Genomic DNA, 25427 nt, shown 5'->3' with positions numbered 1-25427 from the left:
CCGAGGATCGCGTTCCGTTTGTCCGCCCCGACAGTTCAGGACACAGGCCGTGAATCAGCCCAGGTGAACTCGAATTCCTCGCGGTATGTCGGGAAGAGACCCCCTTCGTCCGCTCCGGGCACATCGCCCGACTTGACCACGCGGCTTCCGTTGCGCAGCACCAGCACCGGCGACTCCATCCCCCGCGCCCCGCGCAGATAGGACTGCACCACGGCGACGCCGTCCGCGCCGTCGCCGTCCACGAGGTAGGCGGTGAAGCGGGGCGTCTCGTCGTACACCTGGATCTCGAAGGCGCCGGGATCGCGCAGCCGGGACCGCACCCGGCGCATGTGCAGGATGTTCATCTCGACGGAGCGGCTGAGTTCGCCCCGTTTCATCCCGAGCTCGCGCTCGCGACGCTTGACCGCGCTGGAGGCCGGGTTGAGGAACAGCAGCCGCACCCGGCAGCCGGACTCGGCGAGCCGCACCAGCCGCCGGCCGGAGAAGTTCTGCACGAGCAGGTTCAGGCCGATGCCGATGGCGTCGAGGCGGCGGGCGCCGCCGAACAGGTCCTCGGCGGGGAACTGGCGCATCAGCCGCACCCGGTCGGAGTGCACGGCCACGACGTCCGCGTACCGGTCGCCGACCAGGTCCTCGACCGCGTCGACGGGCAGCCGGCGCGCGGAGGGGACGTCGCCGCCCGAGCCGAGCATCTCCAGGAGCCGGGCCGAGGCCCGTTCGGCCTGGTTGAGGACGGCCTCGGACAGGGCCCGGTTGCGGGAGACGACGTTGCGGGTGACTTCCAGTTCGTCCAGGGCGAGTTCGACGTCCCGGCGTTCGTCGAAGTAGGGCTCGAAGCAGGGCCAGTGCTGCACCATCAGCTCGCGCAGCTGCGGCAGCGTGAGGAAGCTGATGACGTTGTCGTCGGCCGGGTCGAGCAGATAGCCCTTGCGGCGGCTGACCTCGCGCACGGCGACCGCGCGCTGGACCCACTCCTGCCCGGCGGGACCGGCCGCGGCGACCACCCAGTCGTCGCCGTGGACGGGTTCGTAGATGGGACGCAGAACAGCGGCCACGACCGCGCGCAACCGCTGTTCGACGAGGTTCAGCCAGATGTAGGCCCGGCCGGCCCGCTGTGCGCGCGTACGCACTTCGAGCCAGGCGTCGGCGTCCCAGTCCAGTTCCGGCCCGATGGCCCCGGCGTCCATGGGCCGCGCCAGGGACACCGCGCCGGGCGGGACCTCCGTGGAGTTCCCCTCGTGACCCTCGTCACCAGGGGGCAGCTCCAGCCCTCCCGAGCCCACCCGTGCACCGCCTTCCGCTCCCCCGAGCTCTCCCCGTCTCAACGATCAAGGAAGGGTACTCCGCAAGCGGTCGACGGTGCAGCCGGATGGACAGGTCGTTTTCTCAACTGCGGGGCCGCCAGTGGCCGTTCTGCCAGGCGAGCTCGTCCGGAGTGAGCGGATTCATAGCCGTGACGTCGCGCGGAGCGATGGAGAATCCCTGCCAGTGGACCGGCATGGGCTGCTGGTCCTCGTCCCGGGCGATGTGGTGGAAGCCGACATTCATCCAGACGATCGGGTGCGTGAGGGTCTGCCCGTTGACCCACTTGTCGACGGACTTGCCCGCCCCGGCCGGGCAGTTGCCCGGATTGTTGCTGGCGAACTGCTCGCACTTGTTGTACTCGGTGAAGTACACGTCGTGCTTGGTGAAGCTGCGCCCCGGGTACTTGGTGGTGGGCCCGGGGACGATCTCGTACGAGCGCGCGTGCCCGTCCTTGTTCTTGCCCGTGGCGCTGACCATCCGCCACCAGCGGTAGGTCTTGGCGTCGCCCGCGAGTTCCTTGGTGACCTTGGTGCGGGTGGTCTTGTTGGTCGGGGCCTCCTGGCCGGGCCGCGGCGCGGTGACCGCGGAGTCGTACTGCTCGACCTTGCCCTTGGAGGAGCCGTCGAGGCCGAAGTCCAGCCGCCAGAAGACGTTGTGGCTGTGGCTGGTGGCGTAGGCCTTGGCGCCCTTGCCGATGGGCCAGCCGCGGCCGTCACCGGCGTCGTAGTCCTCGTAGGAGAGGCTGCCGGTGGCGCCGACGTTCATGTTGATCGTGCCGTCGTCCTGGAAGCGCCACTCCGTCATGTACTCGTACCAGCCGACCTGGTTGACGGTGTAGACGAGCAGGTCCTTGCCCTGGGCCTGGTAGACCTTGTTCGCGCTGTTGCCCTGCATGCGGTAGGCGTGACCGCGGGAACGGGTCGTGGTGCACAGGCCGTTGACGTTCGGGTGCTGCGGGTCCCAGGCCTCGGGGACCTTGACGCTCTTGATGGTGCCGCCGGGGCACTCGCCCGGTGCCAGGTTCACCAGGCCCTGCGCGAAGCCGAAGCCCGTCAGGTCGTCGTACTCGACGCTGCCGTCGTCGTAGGGCACGTCGATCTGGCCGAGCCGGGCGCTGTTGAGGACGTGGATCGGCTTGGCCTCGCCCTTGGGCTGGTACGAGACGTTCTCCAGGACGAGCCCGGCCTTGCTGTCGTAGCGCCAGCACATCCGCCAGGTCGTACCGGTGGAGAGCTTCTGCTCGATCTGGTAAGCGGCGCTGCACTCGGCGGTGGCGGCCGAGCCGGCGGTCTTCGGCTGGGCGACGGCCGGTCCCGCGCCGGTCGTCGCGCCGGCGGCCAGCGCGGCCACGGACAGGCCCACGGCCGTCCGCCTGCGGGCACGGCTGATTCTGTTCACGCGCATGAAGAGATGACTCCCTAGCATGAGGAGCAAGTCGGAAAGGTGAGCTGAAGGGCCTACGGCCGGGCGGCGGCTCAGCCGCGGTCGAGCTTGGCGACCTTGCGCGCGCTCAGGTCGATGATCAGCGACCTGGCGTCGATCCACGCGCCGTTCTTGACCTTCGGGAACAGCCGCACGCAGCGGTGTTCGCCGCACTTGTCCAGCGCGGCGGGCTGGGCCCCCGCAGTCGCGCGGTAGACCGCGCCGTTGAGCAGCAGCTGGTCCGCCGAGGTGAGCTCCTGGCCGGTGGCGTCCTTGTAGTCGGCCTTGAGGCCCGCGCCCAGCGGGTCGGCGATCAGGAGGTTCGCCGCCTCGGCGTTCTCCGCGCGCGTCAGCGGCGGCTGGACGCCGTGCTGCGTGGAGGTCTGCTCGACCTTCCCCGTCGCCAGATCGACGATCTTGGTGACAAGGGTGTCGGTCTTGTAGTCGTAGAAGGTGACGTCGGCCCGACGCGGCGCGTTCGGGTCGTCCACCTCGTCGGCGTCGGGATCGGCGAGGTCGACGCTGAGCCGCTGCGGACCGTGGTCCCCGTCGACGTTCTCGCTCGAATTGAGCAGCTGACGGTTCACCGCGATCTTCTCGACCCGCGAGATCTCGTCATCGGTCAGCGGGTCACGGCCCTTGCCCGTCTTGCCCGCGGCCGGTGCCTGCTCGACGACGCCGGGCCGCACGCCGCCCTGGCCCTGCTCCTGTCCCGCCTGCTGCGCGGACCGGGCGTTCTGGCCGCTGCCGCCCGAATCATCGGCTCCCGCGGTGCCCGGCAGGGTGATCCCCACCATGACGGCGGTCCCGGCCACCGCTATGGCCGCACCGGCCACCACCTTGCCCAGATGGCGGTGCACTATCTTGCGCACATCTTCCCCCTACTCCCCCTGTCCCCGGGAGTACGTGTCTGCCCCACTGGTTCGGCACACGCGGTCGCTCTCGTCGCGGTGTGCACTGGTCGCCCGCTAAGAGGGGCATAAGTCACAGGGGGTTCCATCACTTTCCGGCAGACTCGGAGCCAAGGGACCCCCGGCGGCGCGGGACACCTGGAAGAGTCGTATCCATGCAGGTCTGGCCTGGAGAGGCGTATCCGCTCGGTGCCACGTACGACGGTGCCGGGACCAACTTCGCGGTCTACACGGAGGCCGCGAACCGAGTAGAGCTGTGTCTGCTGCACGACGACGGCTCGGAGACGGCGGTGGAACTGCGCGAGAGCGACGCCTTCGTACGGCACGCGTACGTGCCGGGCGTCATGCCGGGGCAGCGGTACGGGTTCCGGGTGCACGGCCCGTACGACCCCGGGCGCGGCCTGCGCTGCAACTCCGCGAAGCTGCTCCTCGACCCGTACGCGAAGGCGGTCAGCGGCTCGATCCGCTGGGGCGAGGAGGTGTACGGCTACCACTTCGACACCCCGGAGCGGCGCAACGACCTGGACTCGGCGCCGCACACCATGACGTCGGTCGTGATCAACCCGTACTTCGACTGGGGCGACGACCGCCGGCCGCGCACCGAGTACCACCACACGGTGATCTACGAGGCCCATGTGAAGGGCCTGACCATGCGCCACCCGGGGCTGCCCGAGGAACTGCGCGGCACCTACGCGGCGCTCGCGCACCCGGCGGTCATCGAGCACCTGACGGAGCTCGGCGTCACGGCCCTGGAGCTGATGCCGGTGCACCAGTTCGTCAACGACCACCGCCTGGTCGACATGGGCCTGAACAACTACTGGGGCTACAACACCATCGGCTTCTTCGCCCCGCACAACGCCTACGCCTCCTGGGGCGACCGCGGCCAGCAGGTCCTGGAGTTCAAGTCGGCGGTCCGGGCGCTGCACGAGGCCGGCATCGAGGTCATCCTGGACGTGGTCTACAACCACACCGCCGAGGGCAACCACCTGGGCCCGACGCTGTCCTTCCGGGGCCTGGACAACCCCTCCTACTACCGCCTCGCCGACGACCCCCGCTACTACACGGACACCACGGGCACCGGGAACTCGCTGCTCATGCGGTCCCCGCACGTGCTCCAGCTGATCATGGACTCGCTGCGCTACTGGGTCACCGAGATGCACGTCGACGGCTTCCGCTTCGACCTCGCGGCGACGCTCGCCCGGCAGTTCCACGAGGTGGACCGGCTGTCCTCGTTCTTCGACCTGGTGCAGCAGGACCCGGTGGTCTCCCAGGTGAAGCTGATCGCCGAGCCGTGGGACGTGGGCGAGGGCGGGTACCAGGTGGGCAACTTCCCGCCGCTGTGGACCGAGTGGAACGGCAAGTATCGCGACACGGTACGGGACCTGTGGCGGGGCGAGCCGCGCGCGCTGGCGGAGTTCGCGTCCCGGCTGACCGGGTCCTCGGACCTGTACCAGTCGGACGGGCGGCGTCCGCTGGCCTCCATCAACTTCGTGACCTGCCACGACGGATTCACGCTGCACGACCTGGTGTCGTACAACGACAAGCACAACAGCGCCAACGGAGAGGACAACCGGGACGGCGAGAGCCACAACAGGTCCTGGAACTGCGGGGTCGAGGGCGACAGCGACGACCCGGACGTGCGGGAGCTGCGGGCCCGCCAGATGCGGAACTTCGTCGCGACGCTGATGCTGTCCCAGGGCGTGCCGATGATCAGCCACGGGGACGAGTTCGCGCGCACCCAGCGCGGCAACAACAACGCGTACTGCCAGGACAACGAGGTGTCCTGGCTCCAGTGGCCCGAGGACGGGGCCGGCCTGCTGGACTTCACGCGCGCGATGGTGTGGCTGCGCAGGGACCACCCGGTCTTCCGCAGGCGGCGCTTCTTCCACGGCCGGCCGGTGGAGGGGACCCACGACGAGCTGTCGGACATCGCCTGGTTCACCCCGCAGGGGCGCGAGATGACGCAGCGGGACTGGGACTCGGCGCAGGCCTCTGCGCTCACGGTGTTCCTGAACGGCAACGCCATCTCCGAACCCGGGCCGCGCGGGGAGCGCATCGGCGACGACTCCTTCCTGCTGATGTTCAACGCCTCACCGAAGCCGCTGGACTTCGTCGTACCGGTCGACCACGGCCGGCAGTGGCAGGTCGTGGCCGACACGGCCCGCGTCGACGGCGTACCGCCCGGCACGGGCCCGAAGGTGCAGGCCGGGGAACGACTGACCCTGGTGGACCGCAGCCTGACGGTGCTGCAGCGGCCCGCCTAGAGGTGGCGCGGCCGGGGGCTCGCTCGAATCCCGGTCGCGCCCGTAGGTCGTGTGCCCGGGCCTCGCTCGAATCCCGGTCGCGTGCGTGGGCCGTGTGCCGGAGGTGATGACACGAAGGGCGGCGGGATGGGTACGTAGGTCTGCATGACATCTGAGCGACCCGATCCGGTGGTGCCGACGGCGACCTACCGGTTGCAGCTGCAGCCCGAGTTCCCGTTCGCGGCCGCCGCGGCGGCCGTCCCGTACCTGGCGTCGCTCGGGGTCTCGCACCTGCACCTGTCCCCCGTCCTGGAGTCCGTCCCGGGCTCCACGCACGGCTACGACGTCGTGGACCACGCGCGCGTGCGCGACGAACTGGGCGGTGAGGACGGCCTGCGCGCGCTGTCGCGCACCGCTCGGGAGCACGGTCTCGGCCTGGTGGTGGACATCGTGCCCAACCACATGGCCATGGTCCCGCGGCACAACCGCGCCCTGTGGGAGGTACTGCGGGAGGGCCCCAAGTCGCCGTACGCGCGCTGGTTCGACATCGACTGGGAGGCCCAGGACGGCCGGGTGCTGCTCCCGGTGCTCGGCGGCCCGCTCGGCGCGGAGCTGGGCCGGCTGGTGGTCGACGGCGACGTCCTGCGCTACCACGACCACGTCCTCCCCCTCCGGGAGGGCACCGAGGAGCTTCCGCTGCCGCAGCTCCTGGACGCCCAGTGGTACCGCCCGGCGTGGTGGCGGCTGGCCCGTACGGAACTCAACTACCGGCGTTTCTTCAGCATCTCGGAGCTCGTCGGCGTGCGGGTGGAGGACCCCGAGGTCTTCGAGGCCACGCACGGCAAGATCCTTCAGCTGCTGCACGAGGGCGTGGTCGACGGGCTGCGCATCGACCATCCGGACGGGCTCGCCGACCCCGACGGCTACCTGGCCAGGCTGCACGAGGCGACCGGCGGACGCTGGACGGTCGTGGAGAAGATCCTGGCCGACGACGAGCACCTGCCGGCCTCCTGGCCGGTCGCGGGCACCACCGGTTACGACGCCCTGCGGCAGGTCGACGGCCTGTTCACGGACCCCGCCGGGGCCGGTGAACTCCGCGGCCGGTACCGGCGGTTCGCGGCCCCGCAGACCGACCGGGGCGGTGACTGGGAGGCCACGGTGCGCCGGGCGGCGTACAAGGTGATCACGCACGAGCTGGCCGCCGAGACGGAGCGGCTGACCCGGGTGGCGCACCGCCTGTGCGCCGGCTCGCCGGACCCGGCACTGCGCGACCGTGCCCCCTGGGCGCTGCGGACGGCACTGGAGGAACTGCTGGTCCGGCTGCGCGTGTACCGGCCCTACGCCTCCGGTGACGTGGCCTGCGTCGTCACGGAGGAGGCAGCCGAGGAGGCCCGGCGGGCCTTCGTCGTGCCCGAGGAGGCCGAGGTGGTCGACGTCGTGCGCGGGCTGCTGGTCGGGGACGCCGGGCACGGGCCGGAGCTCGCCGAGTTCCGCGCCCGGTTCGCGCAGACCTCGTCGGCGCTGCGCGCCAAGTCCGTGGAGGACACGGCGTTCTACCGCTATGTGCCGCTGCTGTCGGCCACCGAGGTGGGCGGCGAACCGGGCCGCCCGGCCGTGTCCCCGCAGGACTTCCACGCGTACTGCGCGCGCGTGCAGCGCGACTGGCCGGCCACCGGCACGGTGGTGACGACGCACGACACCAAGCGCAGCGCCGACGTGCGGGCGGCGCTGGCCGTGCTGACCGAGTGCCCGGGGCGCTGGGCGGACGTGCTCGCCGAGGTGACCCGCGACGGCGCGGGCGTGCCGGACGCGCAGCTGGCCTGGGCGGCCTGGCAGACGGTGTTCGGGCTCGGCCCGGCGGCCGCGGAGCGGGTCCAGGGCGCCCTGCTGAAGCATGTGCGCGAGGCCGGTCTGTACACGAGCTGGACGGAGCAGGAGCCGCCCTACGAGGAGGCGGTGGCGGCGTTCGTCGCGGCGGGGCCGTGCGGGGCGCCCGGCGAGCGTGTGGCGGCCTTCCGGAGCTCCTTGGAGGAACACGTCCGGGCCAACGTCCTGGGCACGGCCCTGGTCCATCTGACGATGCCCGGGGTACCGGACGTGTACCAGGGCACGGAGAGCGAGTACCGGGCGCTGGTGGATCCGGACAACCGGCGTCCGGTGCGGTTCCCGCCCGAGGGGGCCGGTGAGGGCGAGGCCGGCGCAGCCGATGCCGGTGGAGCCGATGCGAAGGCCGGGGTGACGATGGCCGCGCTGCGGCTGCGGGCCCGGCGGCCCGAGGTCTTCGGTGACAGGGCGACGTACGCCCCGCTGACGGCGCGGGGCCCGGCCGCGGGGCACTGCGTGGCGTTCGCGCGCTCCGGGGAGGTGGTCACGGCCGTGACGCGGCTGTCGCTGCGGCTGGCGGAGGCGGGCGGCTGGCGGGACACGCTCCTGCCGCTGCCGCCGGGGCGCTGGGCCGATGTGCTGGCTCCGGAGCGGGAGTTCACGGGGCACGCGCGCGTGGTGGACCTGCTCGGGCCACTGCCGGTGGCGCTGCTGGAACGGGTCGGCGACGCGGACTGAGGGGCTCGCTCTGCCGGCCGTGGCGCCCGGGGACGGCCATGCCTCGCGCAGGATGTCCACGAAGGCCTCGGCCGCGCCGGTGGGGGGCACGCGCGCGTGGACGGTGAGGGCACGCTTCCAGGGCGGGTCGGTGGTGAGGACCACACAGTCCTCGCCTACGGCCCCACGCACGATGTGCGAGGGCGCCACGCACACCCCGACCCCGGCGGCGGCCGTGCGCACCGCCGTGGAGGTGTGCTCGGTGCGCACTGCGGTGGCCGGCTCGAAGCCGACCTGTCCGCAGGTCCGGTCGAGGAAGCGCTCGCCGTGGACGACGGGTTCCATGGCGCAGCGGATCCAGGCGCGGTCCGCGAGTTCCGGCAGCTTCACCGGCGTACGGCCCGCGAGGCGGTCGTCCAAGGGCACCACGAGGACGAGTTCCTCCTCGCCGGGCCAGCACATCCACCCGCACCCCACGCTGTCGGAGGCGGTCGGCGAGACGTTCCTGACGCTCGCCGGACGCGGCCTGCACCAGCAGTGACCGGTGCGCCCGGCGTGAATGCACCCGGGCGCCCCCTGGAGCCTCCCCCTCACCCTTCTTGACAGTTCACCTAACGCGTGGGGGACTGGGCAGAGCGAAGCCGGGCGGACAAGACGGGGAAGCCGGGCTGACAAGTCGGGGGTGAGTCTCCTGCCGGAGCTGCGTTACCCCAGTGTTCCCGAACTGGTCGCAACCGCTCGGGCGTTGGCCGATCAGCGACCGGATCTGTGCAGGCTGCGGCAGGTGGGGGTCTCGCGCGCGGGCAGGCCCCTGCACCTGCTGTCCGTGGGCCGCTCCCGGCGGGCCGTGCTGGTGGTGGCGGGCGCCCACGCCAACGAGCCGACCGGGGGCCGCACGCTCCTCGTACTCGCCGAACGGGTCGCACGCCAAAGGGAGTTGCGCGCCGACACCTCCTGGCATTTCCTGCTCTGCGCGGACCCCGACGGCGCGAGCCTGCACGTGACCCCGGCGCCGCGCAGCCTGTTCGACTACCACCTCGGCTTCTACCGCCCCGCCAGCCCGGAGCAGCCGGAGTGGTCGCCGTCGGTCCTGCCGCCCGACCGGCTGCCGCCCGAGACCCGCGCGCTGACCGGGGTGATCGACGAACTGCGGCCCTACCTCCAGGTGACGCTGCACGGCACGGATCTGGGCGGCAGCTGGGTCCAGTTGACGAGGGACGTCCCCGGGCTGGCCGAGCCGTTCGCCAAGTCGGCGGCCGAGCTGAACATCCCGGTGGAGACGGGCGCCTCGGACGCCGCGGGCTGGCCCGCCTCGGGGCCCGGCGTGCATGTGATGCCCGGACCGGAGTCGGGCGTGCCCTACCCGAGCCTGCCGGACGACGCCCGGCACAGCACCTGGTACCACGCCCACCGGTACGGCGGCCTGACGGCGGTGGTGGAGGTGCCGATGTGGGCCAGCGACCTGGTGGACGACCCGGCGCAGCATCCCGCCCCGGCGGCGGCGATACGGCGGCTGGCCGGCCGGCTGCAGCGCGACGCGCTGGAGGTGGAGCGGGTGCTGACCGAGGCGCTGCCGCGGCTGGACGGTGTCGAGGGGCCGCTGCTGCGGGCCGCCCGCTGGGCGCTGGAGCTGATTCCGGGACTGGCCGAGGACTGGATCCACACACCGCCCGTCGACACCACGATGGCCTACGTCGGCAGTGTGGACGCCTTCGGGCGCCGGCTGCCGCTGCGGGCGGCGGCGATGCTGCTGCGGGTCCTCCAGGAGACCGACGACCGCGCGGCGCCCCGGCTGGAACACCTCGTCGCCTCCTGGTCCGACGCCTTCGCGGAGCGTTTCCGCGCCCGTTGGGTACCCGTGGAACACCAGGTGGAGCACCAGAGCCGCACGGTCCTCGCGGCGGCGCGGCACGCGCGCGAGCGAGCGGCGTGAGCGGTCGGCCCGCCCGTCTCAGTCGTCCAGTGCGAAGACCGACCCCGTGCGCGCGGTCATCACGCACGCGTTCGCGAACGTCTCCCGGTACTCGACGGGCCGGCCCTGCCACACCCCGGTCGCACGGGCGGTGACGGGCGCGTAGATCAACGCGCAGACGGCGTCCTCGCGCGGCGGGATGCGCCCGATGTCGCCGCCCGCGGCAGCCAGTTCGGCGCAGGCCTCGGCCGCGTGGGGGTGCCCCTGGGGCGGGTCGCACAGCAGGAGGGCGCTCCGGACGACCGGGGCGTCCCCCGGACCGACGGGGGCGAGAGCCGGGGGAAGCACCTCACCTTGGGTGACCGTGAGGTGGAGCCAGGAACGGGAGCGGAGGTCCCCGTGGGCCGCCGAACCGGCCACGGCGGCCGGGCTCGCGGCGAGGAGGGCGGCCACCGCGAGCAGGGCGCCCCGGGCGGCCGTCGCTTTGCTGAGGTAGGTCATTCCCGATGCATCGGCACCGCGGCCTCCGCACCCCACCCCGACTCACCCGAACGGGACCGTACGCGCGCGTACCGGTCCGCCAGCTCGAACGCGCTGAGCACCACGCGGGCCTGGTACTCGGCCTGGCGGGCGACCGGAATCCAGCGCGCCCCGCAGCCGTCGCGGTAGTCCGCGCACCACTCGTCGATCAGCCGGTCCAGGTCCGGCAGGGCGTCGGCCGGGTCCCGGCCGGTGCCGCGGACGAGTTGGTGCAGCAGCCCGGCGGTGCGCAGGGCCAGCCGGCGCCCGGAGATCCGCAGGGCGGCCAGGTGGGCGGTGTTGAGCGCGGGCAGCGGCCGCGCCCGGCCGTCGTCGGTGTCGGGGTCCCAGGCGTCGGCCAGGCCGGGACAGACCAGTAAATAGTCGTCCACCGGCGCGAGCAGGCTCGCGGTGTCGGGCGCCGCGGCCAGGTGGGGCCGGATCCGGTCCAGGACGCCGTCCAGGAGCAGCGTGTCGTGCCGCAGCGTGGCGCTGACGGTGCGCAGCACCGCGTCCCGGTCGGCGGGCGGTGAGGCGTCCTCGACCGCGGCGACGCCCCACATGGGCGCCTCGACGATGGCGGTCACCGTGCCGTACCGGTGCGGGTGGAACCAGGTCGACTCGACCGCCGCCTCGGTGATGGCCGCGGCCAGGTCACCCCGGCGCGGCGGCGGGATCCGGTAGACGGCGGGTCCCACGGTCGGCCAGTACAGGGTGTCGTACGCGCCGAGTTCGCGGGGGATGCCGAGACGGGCCGCGCTGTGCGCGACGCGCCGGGCCAGACCGGGCAGGTCGCGGGTGAGTTCCACGAAGCCGCCGCCGACGTCGACGCCGTGCAGCGAGCACTGGAGGAAGGGCCGCAGCTCGTCCTGGAGGTCGAGCAGGGCACGGGTCTCCGGCAGGACGACGGCGTCCGCGCCCTCCGGCAGCCATTCGGGCTGCTCCAGGAAGCCGGGCCGGAAGAAGTTCCGGAAGTAGTGGCCCAGGGTGTACGGGCCGCACAGCCAGCGCTCGTTGCGGCGGGAGCCGTCGGGGTCGAGGCAGAGCAGCAGGTTCCAGGTGGTGTCGGCGCCCTCGGTGAGCCGGGGGTCGGCGAGGGCCCGTTCGGCCAGCCGCAGGGCGGTGGCTCCGCCGACCGGCTCGTTGGCGTGCGGACCGGCGACGACGAGGACGTGGCGACTGCCGTGACCGACGGAAAGCAGCCACAGGGGGGTGCCCGCACGGGAGGTGCCGACGCGGCGCAGCCGAGCGTCCTGGGGGCGGCGGGTGACGAGCGCGGCGGCGCGGGCACCCAGCTCGTCCACGGTCGGGTAGCGGAGGAGCGGCAGAGCACACCTCCACGTGGTGCCGTCGGTTCACCTGATGTGCATGGTGTACGCACAGTCAGTCACGAGTTCAGGGGTACGTCAACACCGCGACCGACAACCTTGTTTCGGCCATGTCACCGCGTTGGTCCGCGGTCGCGGCCGAGGTGGGCCGTCAGCGGACGGCGAGCCGGAACGCCATCCGGCCGAAACCGACCTGGTCGCCCTCGCGGACGACGGTGGCCCCGATCACACGACGCCCGTTCACAGTGGTGCCGTTGGTCGAACCGAGGTCCCTGAGGATCCACAGGCCGCCCTGGCGCCTGAGTTCGGCGTGCACGCGGGAGACCGTCTCGTGGTTCAGGCGCAGCCCGTTGGCGGGGTCGCGGCCTATGCGCAGCGGATGGCCGCCCGCCGCCTGCGGCAGCAGCAGTTTGGGCAGCCGCTCGGCCTGCCAGGCCCTGCGCAGCCGTACGGTGAAGCCGGAGACCGCCTCGACGGTGCCGAAGAGCGCCCGCGAGAGGCGGTTCTCCCTCGGGAGGTCGGCGGTGAGGGCGGCGAGTTCGTCCGAGCGGCGCGCGGCGAGCGCGAGTTCCATGCGCCGCACGAACGTGTCGTGCGAGAGTCGCCCCATGGCGACGCCGTCCCGGAGCACCTCCAGCACCTTGTCGCGCTCCGCGTCCGACAATCGCGCGGGGTACGTGTTGAACTCGAAGGACGACGTCACGCTCGTGATTGTCGGTCAGTGAACCTCGGGTGTCCAGAAAACAGGGAAACGGTCGCCGCATGCGTACATCGCGCGACACCTGCCGGGAAAGGAACGATTCAAAAGCGGATTGATCTCGCTCGCGGCACGATGGACGAGCTACATCACGGTGAGCAGACGAAGGGGAACCGTCCGTGCAGTTCGAGGTGTGGGCACCGCAGGCAGACCGGGTGACGCTCCATTGCGAGGGCGCCACGCGCGCGTTGGAACGCGACGGGGAGCGGGTGGGGTGGTGGAGCGGAGAGGCGGAGGCCGAGGACGGCACGCGGTACGGGTTCGCACTGGACGACGGCCCCGTGCTGCCCGACCCGCGCTCGCGCCGCCAGCCGGACGGGCCCGACGGGCTCAGCGCGGTCGTGGACCACGGGCGGTACGCGTGGCGTGCCGAGTGGACGGGGCGGGGGCTGCCGGGTGCGGTGGTGTACGAGCTGCACGTGGGGACGTACACCCGCGAGGGCACCCTGGACGCCGCCGCCGGGCGCCTTGAGCACCTTGTGGAACTCGGCGTCACGCATGTCGAGTTGATGCCCCTGTGCCCCTTCCCGGGGCAGCACGGCTGGGGGTACGAGGGCGTCTCGCTGTGGGCGGTGCACGAGCCGTACGGCGGACCCGCGGCGCTGCGGCGGTTCGTGGACCGGGCGCACGAGCTCGGCCTGGGCGTGGTCCTCGACGTCGTACACAACCACCTGGGGCCGTCGGGCAACTATCTGCCGGCGTTCGGGCCGTACTTCACGGAGACCCACCACACCCCCTGGGGTGCGGCGGTGAACCTGGACGCGCCCGGCTCGGACGAGGTGCGCGCGTATCTGGTGGACAGCGCGCTGGCCTGGTTGCGCGACTACCGGATCGACGGGCTGCGCCTGGACGCGGTGCACGCGCTGCGGGACACGCGCGCGTGCCACTTCCTGGAAGAGCTGTCGGCCGCGGTGGACGACCTCGCCGAGGAGCTGGGCCGGCCGCTGTTCCTGATCGCCGAGTCCGACCTGAACGACCCGCGGATCATCACCGCGCGCGCGGAGCACGGGACCGGTCTGCACGGGCAGTGGAACGACGACTTCCACCACTGTCTGCACACCGCGCTGACCGGTGAGTCGCAGGGCTACTACGCCGACTTCGCGCACGCTCCGCTCGCGGCCCTCGCCAAGACGCTCACCGGCGGTTTCTTCCACGACGGCACGTACTCCAGCTTCCGGGGCCGGCGGCACGGCCGTCCGCTGGACCGGGCGCAGGTGGCCGCGCACCGGCTGCTGGGCTACAGCCAGACCCACGACCAGATCGGCAACCGCGCCCAGGGCGACCGGCTTTCGCAGTCCCTCTCCCCCGGCCTGCTGGCCTGCGCGGCCACGCTGGTGCTGACCGCGCCGTTCACGCCGATGCTGTTCATGGGCGAGGAGTGGGCCGCGGGCACGCCGTGGCAGTTCTTCACCGACCACACGGATCCGGAGCTCGCCGAGGCGGTGCGGCGGGGCAGACGGCGGGAGTTCGCGGAGCACGGCTGGGCCGAGGAGGACGTGCCCGACCCGCAGGATCCGGCGACCCGGGAGCGCTCCTGCCTGGACTGGTCGGAGCCGGAACGTGAGCCCCACGCGCGCGTGCTGGCCTGGTACCGCCGGCTCATCGCCCTGCGCGGCGAGCAGCCGGACCTGACCGACCCCGACCTCGCCGACACCCGGGTGGCCTACGACGAGGAGGCACGCTGGCTCGCCTTCCGCCGCGGGGACGTCCGCGTGGCCGTGAACCTCGGCAAGGACCCGGCGGCGATCCCCCTGGGCACCCGCACCGCCGAGGTCCTGGCCGCCTGGGACCCGGTCCAGGGCCCGGACCCGGACGGCATGCTGCGACTGCCCGGGGAGTCGTGCGTGGTGCTGAGGCAGGACTGAGGGCGGGGCCCGACGGGGGCCGCCCGGCCGGGTGGCCCCCTACTCCCCGCCCGGCTCCTCGTCGCGGAGTTCCGTCACGCGTTCCAGGAGGATGGTCTCCCAGGCGCGGCGCAGCTGGGTTCTCAGGAGGGGCAGGGGGCCCGTGTCGCGGCCTTCCAGGCGGTCGCCGAGGCGGATGACGGTGTCGCAGCGGGCCAGCCACAGGCCGCGCAGACAGGGGCGGACGCCGTAGCCCGCGAGGGTGGCGGCGCGGACGGCTGCGCCGGAGCCGACGGCGAGGGCGAGCCCGGCGATGTCCTCGGCGGGGTCGCCGACGGCCGCGCCGGTCCAGTCGAGCACGCCGCGCACCCGGCCGTCGGTGCTCACCACGAGGTGCTCGCCCTTGAGGTCGTGGTGCACCAGTACCGCGCCACTGCGCTGTGCGGCGAGCTGCGCGGCACCGGCCGGTGTGAGCTGCTGCAGCCGGGCCGGATCGAACTCGTCGGCGGCGCCGAGGCGTTGACCGGCCTTCACGGCCATCCGGCGCAGCGCCTCCAGGGAGCGCGGCGCGGTGCGCGGCACCCCGAGCGTCTCGGCCTGCCGTACCGGCACCTCGCGCAGCCCGGTGAGCAGTCCGGCCAGGTCGGCCTCGCCGACGGCGGACACGTCGTGCTCCTCGCCCGTGCCGCCGGCCAGCTTGATGTCGAGCGTGTACACCAGCCCCGGGGCCCACTCGCCGTGCGCCACGCTGGTGGGGACGGCGACGGGCAGGTGCGGGCGGACGAGGTCGCGCAGGCGCAGTTCGCGGCGCCGGCGGGCGGAGGCGTCGCGGTCGGGGGCCAGGCGCAGCACATGGCGGGTGCCGACCCACCACGTGGAGTGCGCACCGCCCTCAGCGACCGGCCGCACGTCGGGGCCGGCGGTGTCGGCCGCGCCGTCCGCGCCGGCCTTGAGCAGCGTGCGGACCAGTCGTCTGACGGTGTCCGCGGTGGGTGTCGGTGCCTGGGTCATGGTCGCGCCATTGCCGTTCGGGGGTTTCGTCCAGGGTGTTTCCCGAGTCTCCTCTCAGTCCACTATGACCATCTCGCGCGTGGTGTTGTTGAGGCGGCGGCCGCCGTCCCCGGTCACCGTGACGATGTCCTCGATCCGCACCCCGAAGCGGCCGGGCAGGTAGATGCCGGGTTCCACGGAGAAGCACATGCCGGGCACGAGGGGCTGCTCCTCGCCCTCGATCATGTACGGCGGCTCGTGCGTGGTGACGCCGATGCCGTGGCCGGTGCGGTGGATGAAGCACTCGCCGTACCCGGCGTCGGCGATCACCGTGCGGGCCGCCCGGTCGACCTCCTGGCAGGCGACGCCGGGCCGCACCGCCGCGAAGCCCGCCTCCTGGGCCGCGCGGACGATGTCGTGGACCTTGCGCTCCTCCTCCGTGGGCTCGCCCACGTGCACGGTGCGGGTGGTGTCGGAGCCGTAGCCGTCCCGGAGGCCGCCGAAGTCGAGGACGACCATGTCGCCGTGCTCGATGACGCGGTCGCCGACCTCGTGGTGCGGGTTGGCGCCGTTGGGCCCGGAGCCCACGATGGTGAAGTCGACCTGGGAGTGGCCGAACCGGCGCAGCAGGTCGGCGAGGTCGCGGCCGATGTCGGACTCGCGCCGGCCGGCGAAGGGAAGCTTGCGGATCTCCTCGAACGTCGCGTCGGCAGCCGCCCCCGCGGCCGCCAGCAGCTCCAGCTCCGCGTCGTCCTTCACGGCGCGCAGCATGGGCAGCCCGTCGGTGAGGGAGGTGTAGGAGCTGTCCGGCAGTGTCCGCTGGAGGCCGAGCAGGTGCATCGCCCAGGCGTTGTCGCTGATGCCGAAGCGGCCGTCCTTGGCGAGGAGGGCGGCCGTGACCGCGTACGGGTCCGTGCCGTCGGTCCAGTCCCGCAGGGTCAGGACGGGCGCGGCGACGGCCGTCTCGGCGTCGGGGGCCTCCAGGGTGGGCACGACCAGCACCGGGTCCTGCCCCGCGGCCAGGACGAGCACGGTGAGCCGTTCGGTGACCGCGGTGGGCGTGTACCCGGTGAGCCAGACCAGATCGGGACCCGGCGCCACGAGCAGGCCGGCCAGCCCGGCGTCGGCGGCGGAGCGCGCGGCACGCTCCATCCGGGCCCGGTAGTCGTCGGCGGTGAAGGGCGCGGGCGCGCTGCCGGTCATCCGGGCCTCCGAGGGACGGGTGCGGAACAAGGGACCACGGGCAGCATCCTGCCCGGACACGGAGGGCGGCGCGAGCCGGTTACGGCGGCCGCCGCCCGTGCCCGGGCGTTTTCCCGGCGCGACTGCGGTCGGCCCGGGGTCGACGAGCCGTCTCGGGGTGGTCAGGTCACGACACCCGGGACGACCGTCAACTGCTGGAAAGCGCCGCTCTCGTGACGCACGGTGAGCGTGACCCGCTCCCCGGGACGGGCGCGGGCGACGGCGCGCACCAGGTCGGCGGCGGTGTCCACCCGGGTGGCGCCGAACTGGAGGAGTACGTCGCCCCGGACGAGGCCCGCGGTGAAGCCCGGCCCGGGCACATGGACACCGACGACCAGCGCGCCCGGTTTGTGGGCGTCCACGGCCTCCAGGCCGAGGGTCGCGGCGGCCGGGGCCGGCGACGGGAGCGCGGCGGCGTGGGGCACCACCGGGACGGACGAGCTCGGCGGGGGTGTCTGCCGCCGCAGTTCGGCGAGTCTGCTCATGCCGATCACCGTGGCGCCGACCGTGCCGAGTCCGACCCCGGTCAGCACCAGGACCGTACCGACGCACAGGGTGAACAACAGGGCCCTCAGGCGCCTGCCGCGCCGGCGCACGGCGTGCGGGTGCCGGACGGGGGCCGGTGTGCCGTCGCCGTCCGGTCGCTCCTGGCCCGGCATCGGCTTGGGCCGCAACGCAGTCTGTTCCATGGTTCGCCTCCGGCTGGTCCTCTACCCGGCGCACGCGGGCACGACGAGCCACGAACGAGTGAGACTGACCCAGGGTCAACGGCGGGAAGTCATAGGCGTCACGGCACGGGACGCGCGGCCTCGGCCGGGGGCGGCCTCCTCGGTCAGCCGCTCCACGAGCGCCGCCGCGGCCCCGCCCGGCGTCCCCCCGTACAGCAGCTCCGTGCGGTGCACGATCCGTGGCGCGGTGAGCGGCACGGCGACCGCCCCCGGTACCCGGGCGGCCGCCGAGTCGGGCAGCAGGGTCAGGCCGTGGCCCGCGGCGGCGAGGGCGGTGAGGGCGTGGACGTCGGTTCCCTCGTAGCGCAGGGCCGTACGGAAGGCCCCGCCGCCGCCCGCCGCGCGCAGCTGGGCCAGCGGCAGCCCCGCGTCGGGCGCGTCCAGCCAGCGGGCGTCGGCCAGGTCCACGAGGTTCAGTCCCGGGGTGGCGGCGTCTCCCCCGCCCTTCGGCCGGTGCGCAAGGGCGAGCGGATGCGCTGCAGGCAGCAGGACGCTGACCGGCTCCTCGGTGACGCCACGGGCGGTCAGCGGCGCGACGTCGGGCAGCCGCAGCGGGTCGCTGGGCGCGGCGATTCCGTCGACCAGGCCCAGGTCGGCGGCGCCGGTGGCGACCGCGGCCGGGATCTCGTCCCGGGCGAGGACGCGCAGGGTCAGGCCCGCGGCGGGGAGCGCGGCGAGCACGCGGGGCCCGAGCGCGGTCGCCGTCGTGGCGAGGGTCAGCCCGTGGGCGGGCGCGGCGGCCAGCCGCAGGACGTCCGCGCGGGCCGCGTCCAGGCGCAGCAGCAGCGGGTGAGCGTGGTCCAGGAGGCGTTCACCGGCCGCGGTGGGCGCGACGGGGCGGCGGGTGAGCAGCGGGGTGCCGAGGTCCTGTTCGAGCGCGGCGATGTGCTGCGACACCGCGGACTGGGTGTAGCCCAGCTCGCGGGCGGCCTCCGAGAAGGAGGCGAGGCGCGCGACGGTGACGTACGTACGCAGCAGATGCGGGTCCATGCCGGACAGCATTCCACTCCATCAGGAACGCTTATCGACCGTGCACGGATCATCGTTGGACGTGAACCGGGGCCGGTACCCAGGATGGGGGTCATGACGGACACCGCAGCGCACACCGCCACGATCGCCCTGGTCGGGGACCGCTCCCCCGACGTCGCCTCGCACACCCGCGTCCCGCGCCTGCTCGACGCACTCGCCGAGCACGACCGGCTCGTCCTGGACGCGTACTGGATCCCGTCCGAGAACGCCGTCGCCGCGGACGCGGTACGCGGTTTCGACGCCGTGTGGGTGCTGCCGGGCAGCCCGTACCGCAGCGAGGCCGGCGTGCTCGCGGCCATCCGCACCGCCCGCGAGGAGGGCATCCCCTTCCTCGGCACCTGCGGCGGGTTCCAGCACGCGCTCCTCGAATACGCCCGCACCGTGTGCGGCCTGACCCGGGTCGCGCACGCCGAGAACGACCCCGACGCCGAAGACCCGCTGATCGAACCGCTGGCCTGCTCCCTGGTGGGCCACGAGGCGTCGGTGACGCTCGAACCGGACTCGCTGGCCCAGTCCGTGATCGGCTCGGCGCGGACGGTGGAGCGGTACTTCTGCGCGTACGGCCCCTCCCGCCACCTCGATACGCTGCGCGCGCACGGTCTGCGCTTCTCCGGCCACGACGAGGAGGGCCGGGTGCGCGTCGCCGAGCTGCCCGGCCACCCCTTCTTCCTCGGCACGCTCTTCCAGCCGGAGCTCTCCGACGAGGGCTCGCGCCCGCACCCGGTGATCCGGGCACTGGCACGAGCCGCCGTGGAACGCGCCGCACGCGCGCGTGTTCAGCCCGCGTGACCCGAGTGGCCCTCCCCGTGACCGCCGTGCGAGCCGCCGTGGTCGAACTTGAGGGCTTCGGGCGGCAGCACGACGAAGGGCCGCATCATGCCCATGTCCTCGTGCTCCAGCAGGTGGCAGTGGTACATGAACCGGCCGTACGCCCCGTCGAAGCGCCCCATGACCCGCAGGATCTGGCCACCGGGGACCCGGAACACGTCCTTGTATCCCCGCTCGTTGGGGGCCAGCGGCAGCTGCGTGCCCGGGGCGAACGCCACCGGCTTGACCGTGCCGCCCACCGCCGGGTCGAACCCCGAGACGTCGTAGGCGTCGCGGCCGAGGAGCTGGAAGTCGGCCAGGTGGATGTGCATGGGGTGGACGATCGGCGCGAGGTTGAGGAAGCTCCACTGCTCGTAGCTGCCCTCGGCGATGGTGAAGCCGAGCCCGTCGTTGAACGTCCGGGCCGTGCGCCGGTAGGTCTTGGTCGTCCCGTCCGCACCCGTGAGCCGGATGATCCCGTCCGTCGGCACCTGGATGTCGCCGGCGTCCTCGACCTGGGTCATCTCCCAGATCTCCGGGTGTCCGCCGGCGCCCTTGGTGGCGGGCGGGGTGAGCACGATCAGCCGGTGGCCGTGCGGGATGTCGTGGGTGAGCCGGCGGAAGGAGCCGGAGAGGACCTCGGGCAGCTCGAAGGTGTCCGCGCGGCCACTGTCCCGGACCCGGAACTCCAGGACGGCCGGATAGCGCACGTCGCCGGCCGGGTCGGACACGCCCGCGGGCTGGTTGCGGCCCTTGTTGACCAGGCGGAGCCGCCGGCCCGCGAGGCCCCGGAAGTCGACGAGCAGGTCGAAGCGCTCGGCCGGGGCGGCGGTCAGGGTGGGCAGCGCGTCGTCGAAGTCGACCGGCACGGGACGCGGCAGGAGCCCGCCGTCGCTGCCGATCTGGTGCACCACGCCGGGCACCGGGTTGTCGTCCTCGTCGAGCAGGACGAGGTCGTAGATGCGCGCGTTGGACGCGTTGACCAGCCGGAAGCGGTACCAGGCGTCGTCCACGTCGGCGTACGGCCAGATGCGGCCGTTGACCGTCGTGTACGGGCCGGTGAACGGGATGGAGACCGGCTTGCCCGTCTCCGGGTTCTTCTGCTGGACGATCACCGTCTTGTGCAGCAGCCTGCCGTTGAGGCGGCCGTCCTCGTCGGTGTCGAGGTTGCGGTCGGCGAGCAGCAGCGGGATCTCCCGCTCCCCGGAGGGGAGGTGGAGGGCGTCCTCCTCGTCGTCGCGGACGAGGTAGGTACCGTACAGGCCCGTGTGGACGTTCCACCGCGTGATGTTCATGGCGTGGTCGTGGTACCACCACTGCACGGCCTGGTGGTCGTTCGGATACTCGGACAGCTGCGCGTCGCCGTGGCCGACGGCGTTGTCCGCCCAGCCGTCGTTGCCGCCGCCCGTCTGGGCGCCGTGCAGATGGGTCACCGACCAGGCGGGCAGCGCGGCCACGTCCTTGTTCGGCTCGACGCCCTCGCGGCCGGGCTCGGTGGTGGCCTGGGGACGGCCGTCCGTGCGCAGCGGCACCTCCACCGCGGTGACCGGGTATTCGCCGTCCTTGGGAATGCGGTTGGTCCAGGCGATGCGGACGCGCTCTCCGCGCCGCACCTCGATGGTCGGGCCCGGCACCTGACCGTCGTAGCCCCACATCAGGGTGGGCGGCAGCTGCGGGTGCAGGCGGACCCAGGTCGGGCGCAGCGCGATCTCGGTCTCGTGCGTCACGTCGGCGGACGCGGGCCGCAGCACCGGCGGGATGGGTAACGGCGCCACGTACGGCGTCAGTTCGGTGGTCGCGGTGGTCTCGGTGGTCCCGTTGTTCTCAGTGGTCCCAGCGGTCCCAGTGGCCTCAGTGATCGCGGTGATCTCGGACAAGTCGAACACCCCCGTGTGTTCCGTCGTCTTGCGTTCCCCTCACCCCGGAAGACTCCCGACGACCCGCCCACGTTCACTGAACGTCCCTTTCCGTACGAGAAGGTCCGGAAATCGCCGGTCGCGGCGAGGCGTACGGGCCCGGCCGCGAGCGCGTCCCGTTGTCAGTGGCGGCTGTTACGTTCTGTGACATGACCGATCTCGCCCTGCGGCTGCTTCGACAGGACCGCCACCTGGCCGAACTGGCCGCGTTTCCCTTCGACTTCGATCTCGACCGCGCGGACCGCGGCCACTGCGAGCCGGTCCGCCTCGCCTCGGGCGGTCCGCTGGAGGTGGTGGCGGGAGACGACACCGGCGGTACGTACTTCGTGTGCGCGGACGGCTCCGTGCTGTACGCCGACTCCGAGGGCTCGGCCGGGATCATAGGGGCGTCCGTGGACGAGGCGCTCGACATACTGACCGGGCTGCCCGGCTGGCACGACTACCTGGGCCTGTCGCCCGCCGACGGCCCGGAGAAGATCCTCGCCCACGTCGCCGAGACGGAGGAGGAGCTCCGGGAGTGCTACGGCATCGACGAGGAGCGGGCCGCACTCCGCGCCGCGCTCGGTTTTCCCGAGCGGTCCCCGGTCGAGCTCGTCGGGATGCTGCACGCGGCCCTGTCCCGCACCGAGCCGGACTTCGTGCTGCTCAACGCGGAGGAGGGACTGGCCTACCGACCGCTCGCCCCGGACGTCCGCCCGCCCCTGTGGGAGCCGGTGCTCGCCCGGGGCCGGGCCGATCTGGCCGGGCTGCGCACCGGGGACACGGGCGTGCTCGCCGCCGTGGCCGACGATCCCGTACGGCGCCGCGTCACCCTGCGGGCGGCGCAGTTCGACCGCGCGGACGGCGACCTCGCCTTCCTGCGGCCGCTGCTGCGGCGGGAGGCCGAGTCGTCGATGTCCGACGAACTGCGGCTCGCCGCCGTGCTGGTGGGGCTGCACGGGGACACCGCGGATCTGCCGCTGCTGCATGAGGTGCGCAACACGGACTTCGACACCCGGTGCGGCCTGGGCGAAATACCCGAACCGGACGCCGGCGGCGAGGAACTGCGGCGGTGGGCCCGCGAGGTGGACGACTGCCTGTTCGGCACGGATCCCGCCGACGAGCCGCTGTCGACCTGGACCGGCCTGGCCGCGGACCAGGGCCTGACCGAGCTAGCCCGGGTCGCCCTGATCCGCCGGCTCGACGAGATCGACATGAACCAGAGCGCGTTGCGGCGGCGCCCCGGGTCGCGGCAGCTCGACACCTCGCCCCTGCGCTCCCTCGCCCACGACTTCGAGTGCCTGGGCGACCTGTGGCAGGCCGTGCGCGCGCAGCGGCTGTACGTCGCGCTCCAGGACACCCCCGGGGACCGGGTGTCCGCCCGGCTGACCCAGGCACGCCTGGAGCGCGAGAGCGGCGAGCCGGACCGGGCGGCGGACGCGCTGTCCGCCCTGCGGGACGTCCTGGCCGGCCCCATCGACGACTCGCTGAGGCACTGGCGGGGTACGAACCTCGGTACGTTCCTCGCCGAGGAGCACTTCCGGCTCGCCCGCGCCCTGGCCGACGCGGGCCGCCCAGAACAGGCCCGCGCGGTGCTGGCCGCAGGGGAGGAAATACGCGACGAGCTCTCACAGGCGGCGGCGTGGGCCGTGCGCGAGCTCGCCGCGGACGCGTCGGCGCGGATCGGAAAGCTCAGCTGACCGGCAGCGCGGGAGCGGGCGGGGTGTCCGGCAGGAAGCCGTGGGAGCGGCGGGCGAGGTAGGAGGCCTTGTAGCGGTCGACCCGCTGATGCCAGTTCAGCACGCCGGCCATCCAGTTCTGCAGGTCGGCCACATAGGCCCCAAGGCCTTCGCGCCCCTCTTCGGTGAGACCGAAGTCCTCGTACACGACCGGCAGTTCGTTCGCCACCACGTGCTCGAACTGGCGCAGGCGCTGGGTCATCAGATCGTGGACGACGCCGAGCGCGGTCGGGTGGTCGACGCCGAAGAAGTTCTGGACGACGAGGATCGCGTTGTGGATCTCGCCCTCGTACTCGATCTCCTTCTGGTAGGAGAAGACGTCGTTGACGAGGCACCCGTAGTCCATGGCCGCGTTCTCCAGTGAGCGCACCGGCCCGCTGCGGTACACCTGCGGCGGGATCGCGGGGCCGCGGCCCGCCCGGCACAGGCTCAGGGTGAGGTCGCAGCCGAAGGTGGCGCGCCGCATCTCCAGGTAGTCGACCGGGTCGGGGACGCGGTGCTGGAGCTGGTTGGCGAGCTCCCACACCCAGCTCGCGGTCATCGTGTCGATCGCCCCCTTCAGCGTGAGGCGCTCGTCGTGCGGCATCTCCGCCGTGGTGCGGACCCACAGGTCGGCCAGTGCGCGTTCCATGCCGTTGACCGGGGCGGGGACCGCCTCGCCGTCGAGGGGCATGCACGCGGACAGCCGCTTCGTGGTCAGGTGGGCGGCGGCCAGGTCGCGGCGGTGGCCGAAGACGAGGGGGTAGTAGTCGTCGCCGTACGTGCCCCACGCGAGCCATTGCGCGCTGAGGTCGAGGGCCTCGGGCGTCGCGTCCGGGTCGAGGCCGGCCGAGCAGAGCGGCAGGTCGTAGGCGAGGAGCTTGCCCTCGTCCCAGACCCCCTCCTGGAGCATGCCCGTCCGGTGCATCCAGCCGGTGAGGCGCTCGCGGGCACCGTCCAGGTGCGGGGAGAGCTCCAGCCGGAAGGGCATCTCGAAGTCGGGCAGCAGGGACGGGCCGACCTTCTGGAAGGGCACATGGCAGTACGCGCGCAGACGCTCGGCGGCGGCCGAGGCGAGCAGGGCGCCGATGTCGGCGGCGGAGGTGCCGGGTCCGGTCAGGCCCTGCCACGGGGAGGCGGACACGGCGCCCTCGTTCATGTACCGGCTGGAGCGCAGATGCCATTCGTGGCCGCCGGACTGCCAGTCCTGCAGGCCCTTGGTGTAGGCCGCGACCGCCGCGACCTGGTCCGGGGTGAGGCCCTTCTCCAGGGCGAGCGCGGGTACTTCGGTGAGCGCGGTGTGCTCGAACTGGTGCAGACGCGAGGTGAGGACGTCGTTGACGGTGTCGGCGGCCTCCTGGGTGGTGCAGCCGAAGAAGGTCTCCAGGACGAGCACGCCGTTGCTGTTCTCGCCCTCGTCCTCCACCTCGCGCTGGTAGGAGAACAGGTCGTTGCGCAGGTGCACCGCGTCGGAGAAGGTCTCCATCAGCACCCTGAGCGGCCGCGTCCCGGCGACGACGGCGGGCACCTCGGCCGTCGCGTACTCCACGAGCCCCGACGACCAGGGGGCGCCGCCCACCTTGCGGCGCATCTCGATGTACTCGACGGGATTGGCGATCCGCCCCTCGTTGATGTTGGACAGCTCCCACATCGACTCGTTGAGGAGGTGCTCGGTGGCGAGGGCGAAGCGCCTGCGCCAGTCGGCGGACATCGACGGCACCGTACGCGCCCACAGATCGGCGAGGCCCGCCTCGACCGGGTTCGACGGCTCCGGTACGACGGCTTCGAGGTCGAACGGCATGAACAGCGGCAGGCGGTCGAGGTGCGCCTTGCCGGCCGCGCGGTCCTGGGGGCGCTTGTACCTCTCCAGGAAGTGGTCGTCGAAGAAGAACACCCACACGTACCAGTCGGTGATCAGCGAGAGAGCGGGTCCGTCGCAGTCGGGATGGGTGTAGGCGCACAGGAGGCCGTAGTCGTGCGCCTCCAGGTCGGCCGGCTCCCAGACCCCGGAACCCTCCAGCATGCCCATCTCGCGCGCCCACGCGGTCGAGTGGGCGCGCGCCTCGTCGACATGCGGGTTCAGCCGCGCGGGATGCGGCATGTAGAAGTGCGGGAGTTCGAACGGCTGCGTCATGGCCGGGGCCCTACCCGTGGCCCCGGAGGGCCATCCGCCGGGCAGGCGATGATCACACCATCGCGTGAACCGGGCGGAATACCGGGAACTTCCGCCCACCCG

The 25427-nt window shown here is 72.8% G+C and carries 18 protein-coding genes and 1 pseudogene; 6 read left to right on the top strand and 13 right to left on the bottom strand.

The genetic code is table 11. The features are described from left to right. Positions 1-35: 35 nt before the first annotated feature. The 3 genes from ACWGKT_RS20705 to ACWGKT_RS20695 form a co-directional block, all read right to left on the bottom strand. Entirely contained in the window at positions 36-1283 is a 1248-nt protein-coding gene (locus ACWGKT_RS20705; protein WP_453274837.1) for an SAV2148 family HEPN domain-containing protein, read from the bottom strand. Between the two features lie 103 nt (positions 1284-1386). After that, on the bottom strand, positions 1387-2709 hold the full coding sequence (locus tag ACWGKT_RS20700; protein WP_356156931.1) for a copper amine oxidase: 1323 nt from the start codon (positions 2707-2709) through the stop codon (positions 1387-1389). Between the two features lie 71 nt (positions 2710-2780). Next, a complete protein-coding gene (locus ACWGKT_RS20695; RefSeq protein ID WP_453274836.1) occupies positions 2781-3599 on the bottom strand; it encodes a Tat pathway signal sequence domain protein in 819 nt (272 codons plus the stop codon). Positions 3600-3793: 194 nt separating this feature from the next. On the opposite strand from ACWGKT_RS20695, the gene glgX reads away from it, so the two are divergent. Beyond that, positions 3794-5902 (top strand): glycogen debranching protein GlgX, encoded by a 2109-nt coding sequence (glgX, locus tag ACWGKT_RS20690; RefSeq protein ID WP_453274835.1) that lies wholly within the window; start codon positions 3794-3796, stop codon positions 5900-5902. A 144-nt stretch (positions 5903-6046) separates the two neighbouring features. Beyond that, on the top strand, positions 6047-8443 hold the full coding sequence (gene treY, locus ACWGKT_RS20685) for a malto-oligosyltrehalose synthase (protein ID WP_453274834.1): 2397 nt from the start codon (positions 6047-6049) through the stop codon (positions 8441-8443). 96 nt (positions 8444-8539) lie between these two features. Here the strand turns inward: treY and ACWGKT_RS20680 are convergent. Then, a pseudogene (locus tag ACWGKT_RS20680) lies at positions 8540-8884 on the bottom strand (LysR family transcriptional regulator substrate-binding protein); the annotation flags it as partial. A gap of 220 nt (positions 8885-9104) precedes the next feature. On the opposite strand from ACWGKT_RS20680, the gene ACWGKT_RS20675 reads away from it, so the two are divergent. Then, on the top strand, positions 9105-10355 hold the full coding sequence (locus tag ACWGKT_RS20675; protein WP_453274833.1) for a M14 family zinc carboxypeptidase: 1251 nt from the start codon (positions 9105-9107) through the stop codon (positions 10353-10355). Positions 10356-10373: 18 nt separating this feature from the next. Here ACWGKT_RS20675 and ACWGKT_RS20670 read toward each other — a convergent pair whose 3' ends face one another. The 3 genes from ACWGKT_RS20670 to ACWGKT_RS20660 form a co-directional block, all read right to left on the bottom strand. Beyond that, complete coding sequence (locus ACWGKT_RS20670) at positions 10374-10835, bottom strand: SSI family serine proteinase inhibitor (RefSeq protein ID WP_453274832.1); 462 nt, start codon at positions 10833-10835, stop codon at positions 10374-10376. Continuing rightward, a complete protein-coding gene (locus ACWGKT_RS20665) occupies positions 10832-12157 on the bottom strand; it encodes a M14 family zinc carboxypeptidase (protein WP_453274831.1) in 1326 nt (441 codons plus the stop codon). Before ACWGKT_RS20665 ends, ACWGKT_RS20670 begins: the two co-directional genes overlap by 4 nt. A 175-nt stretch (positions 12158-12332) precedes the next feature. Continuing rightward, positions 12333-12884 carry a DUF1707 and FHA domain-containing protein gene (locus ACWGKT_RS20660; protein WP_356156497.1) on the bottom strand — a complete coding sequence of 184 codons (552 nt, stop codon included), beginning with the start codon at positions 12882-12884 and terminating at the stop codon, positions 12333-12335. Between the two features lie 173 nt (positions 12885-13057). Between ACWGKT_RS20660 and treZ the strand changes: the two genes are divergently transcribed. Continuing rightward, positions 13058-14803, top strand: coding sequence for a malto-oligosyltrehalose trehalohydrolase (treZ, locus tag ACWGKT_RS20655; protein WP_453274830.1), 1746 nt, complete (start codon positions 13058-13060; stop codon positions 14801-14803). Between the two features lie 39 nt (positions 14804-14842). On the opposite strand, the gene ACWGKT_RS20650 is transcribed toward treZ, so the two are convergent. The 4 genes from ACWGKT_RS20650 to ACWGKT_RS20635 all read right to left on the bottom strand — a co-directional run bounded on the left by ACWGKT_RS20650 (position 14843) and on the right by ACWGKT_RS20635 (position 18732). Further along, positions 14843-15793: an aminoglycoside phosphotransferase family protein gene (locus ACWGKT_RS20650; RefSeq protein WP_453274829.1), complete on the bottom strand. Its 951-nt coding sequence runs from the start codon at positions 15791-15793 to the stop codon at positions 14843-14845. Between the two features lie 54 nt (positions 15794-15847). After that, complete coding sequence (locus tag ACWGKT_RS20645; protein WP_453274828.1) at positions 15848-16975, bottom strand: aminopeptidase P family protein; 1128 nt, start codon at positions 16973-16975, stop codon at positions 15848-15850. Positions 16976-17136: 161 nt separating this feature from the next. Further along, positions 17137-17703 (bottom strand): PDZ domain-containing protein, encoded by a 567-nt coding sequence (locus ACWGKT_RS20640; protein ID WP_453274827.1) that lies wholly within the window; start codon positions 17701-17703, stop codon positions 17137-17139. Positions 17704-17778: 75 nt separating this feature from the next. Further along, on the bottom strand, positions 17779-18732 hold the full coding sequence (locus ACWGKT_RS20635) for a LysR family transcriptional regulator (protein WP_453274826.1): 954 nt from the start codon (positions 18730-18732) through the stop codon (positions 17779-17781). Positions 18733-18825: 93 nt separating this feature from the next. Here ACWGKT_RS20635 and ACWGKT_RS20630 point away from each other — a divergent pair, with 93 nt between their 5' ends. Next, on the top strand, positions 18826-19560 hold the full coding sequence (locus ACWGKT_RS20630; protein WP_356156481.1) for a CTP synthase C-terminal region-related (seleno)protein: 735 nt from the start codon (positions 18826-18828) through the stop codon (positions 19558-19560). Here ACWGKT_RS20630 and phsA read toward each other — a convergent pair. Then, a complete protein-coding gene (gene phsA / locus ACWGKT_RS20625) occupies positions 19548-21446 on the bottom strand; it encodes an O-aminophenol oxidase PhsA (RefSeq protein ID WP_453274892.1) in 1899 nt (632 codons plus the stop codon). The two genes, ACWGKT_RS20630 and phsA, sit on opposite strands and share 13 nt — an antisense overlap. A gap of 197 nt (positions 21447-21643) precedes the next feature. On the opposite strand from phsA, the gene ACWGKT_RS20620 reads away from it, so the two are divergent. After that, entirely contained in the window at positions 21644-23173 is a 1530-nt protein-coding gene (locus tag ACWGKT_RS20620) for a hypothetical protein (protein WP_453274825.1), read from the top strand. Here the strand turns inward: ACWGKT_RS20620 and cyc2 are convergent. Then, positions 23166-25325 (bottom strand): germacradienol/geosmin synthase Cyc2, encoded by a 2160-nt coding sequence (cyc2, locus tag ACWGKT_RS20615; RefSeq protein WP_453274824.1) that lies wholly within the window; start codon positions 25323-25325, stop codon positions 23166-23168. The two genes, ACWGKT_RS20620 and cyc2, sit on opposite strands and share 8 nt — an antisense overlap. Positions 25326-25427 lie beyond the last annotated feature (102 nt).

The organism is Streptomyces sp. NPDC054794 (genome assembly GCF_053611585.1).
Note: the sequence above shows the minus strand (reverse complement) of the source record. Positions and strands in the feature narration are given on the sequence as shown.

Coding starts and splice junctions, on each gene's coding strand:
- ACWGKT_RS20700 (WP_356156931.1), bottom strand. CDS start 2,709: ATGCGCGTGAACAGAATCAGCCGTGCCCGCAGGCGGACGGCCGTGGGC.
- ACWGKT_RS20650 (WP_453274829.1), bottom strand. CDS start 15,793: ATGACCCAGGCACCGACACCCACCGCGGACACCGTCAGACGACTGGTC.
- ACWGKT_RS20645 (WP_453274828.1), bottom strand. CDS start 16,975: ATGACCGGCAGCGCGCCCGCGCCCTTCACCGCCGACGACTACCGGGCC.
- ACWGKT_RS20635 (WP_453274826.1), bottom strand. CDS start 18,732: ATGGACCCGCATCTGCTGCGTACGTACGTCACCGTCGCGCGCCTCGCC.
- ACWGKT_RS20620 (WP_453274825.1), top strand. CDS start 21,644: ATGACCGATCTCGCCCTGCGGCTGCTTCGACAGGACCGCCACCTGGCC.
- ACWGKT_RS20670 (WP_453274832.1), bottom strand. CDS start 10,835: ATGACCTACCTCAGCAAAGCGACGGCCGCCCGGGGCGCCCTGCTCGCG.
- ACWGKT_RS20640 (WP_453274827.1), bottom strand. CDS start 17,703: ATGGAACAGACTGCGTTGCGGCCCAAGCCGATGCCGGGCCAGGAGCGA.
- cyc2 (WP_453274824.1), bottom strand. CDS start 25,325: ATGACGCAGCCGTTCGAACTCCCGCACTTCTACATGCCGCATCCCGCG.
- treY (WP_453274834.1), top strand. CDS start 6,047: ATGACATCTGAGCGACCCGATCCGGTGGTGCCGACGGCGACCTACCGG.
- glgX (WP_453274835.1), top strand. CDS start 3,794: ATGCAGGTCTGGCCTGGAGAGGCGTATCCGCTCGGTGCCACGTACGAC.
- ACWGKT_RS20630 (WP_356156481.1), top strand. CDS start 18,826: ATGACGGACACCGCAGCGCACACCGCCACGATCGCCCTGGTCGGGGAC.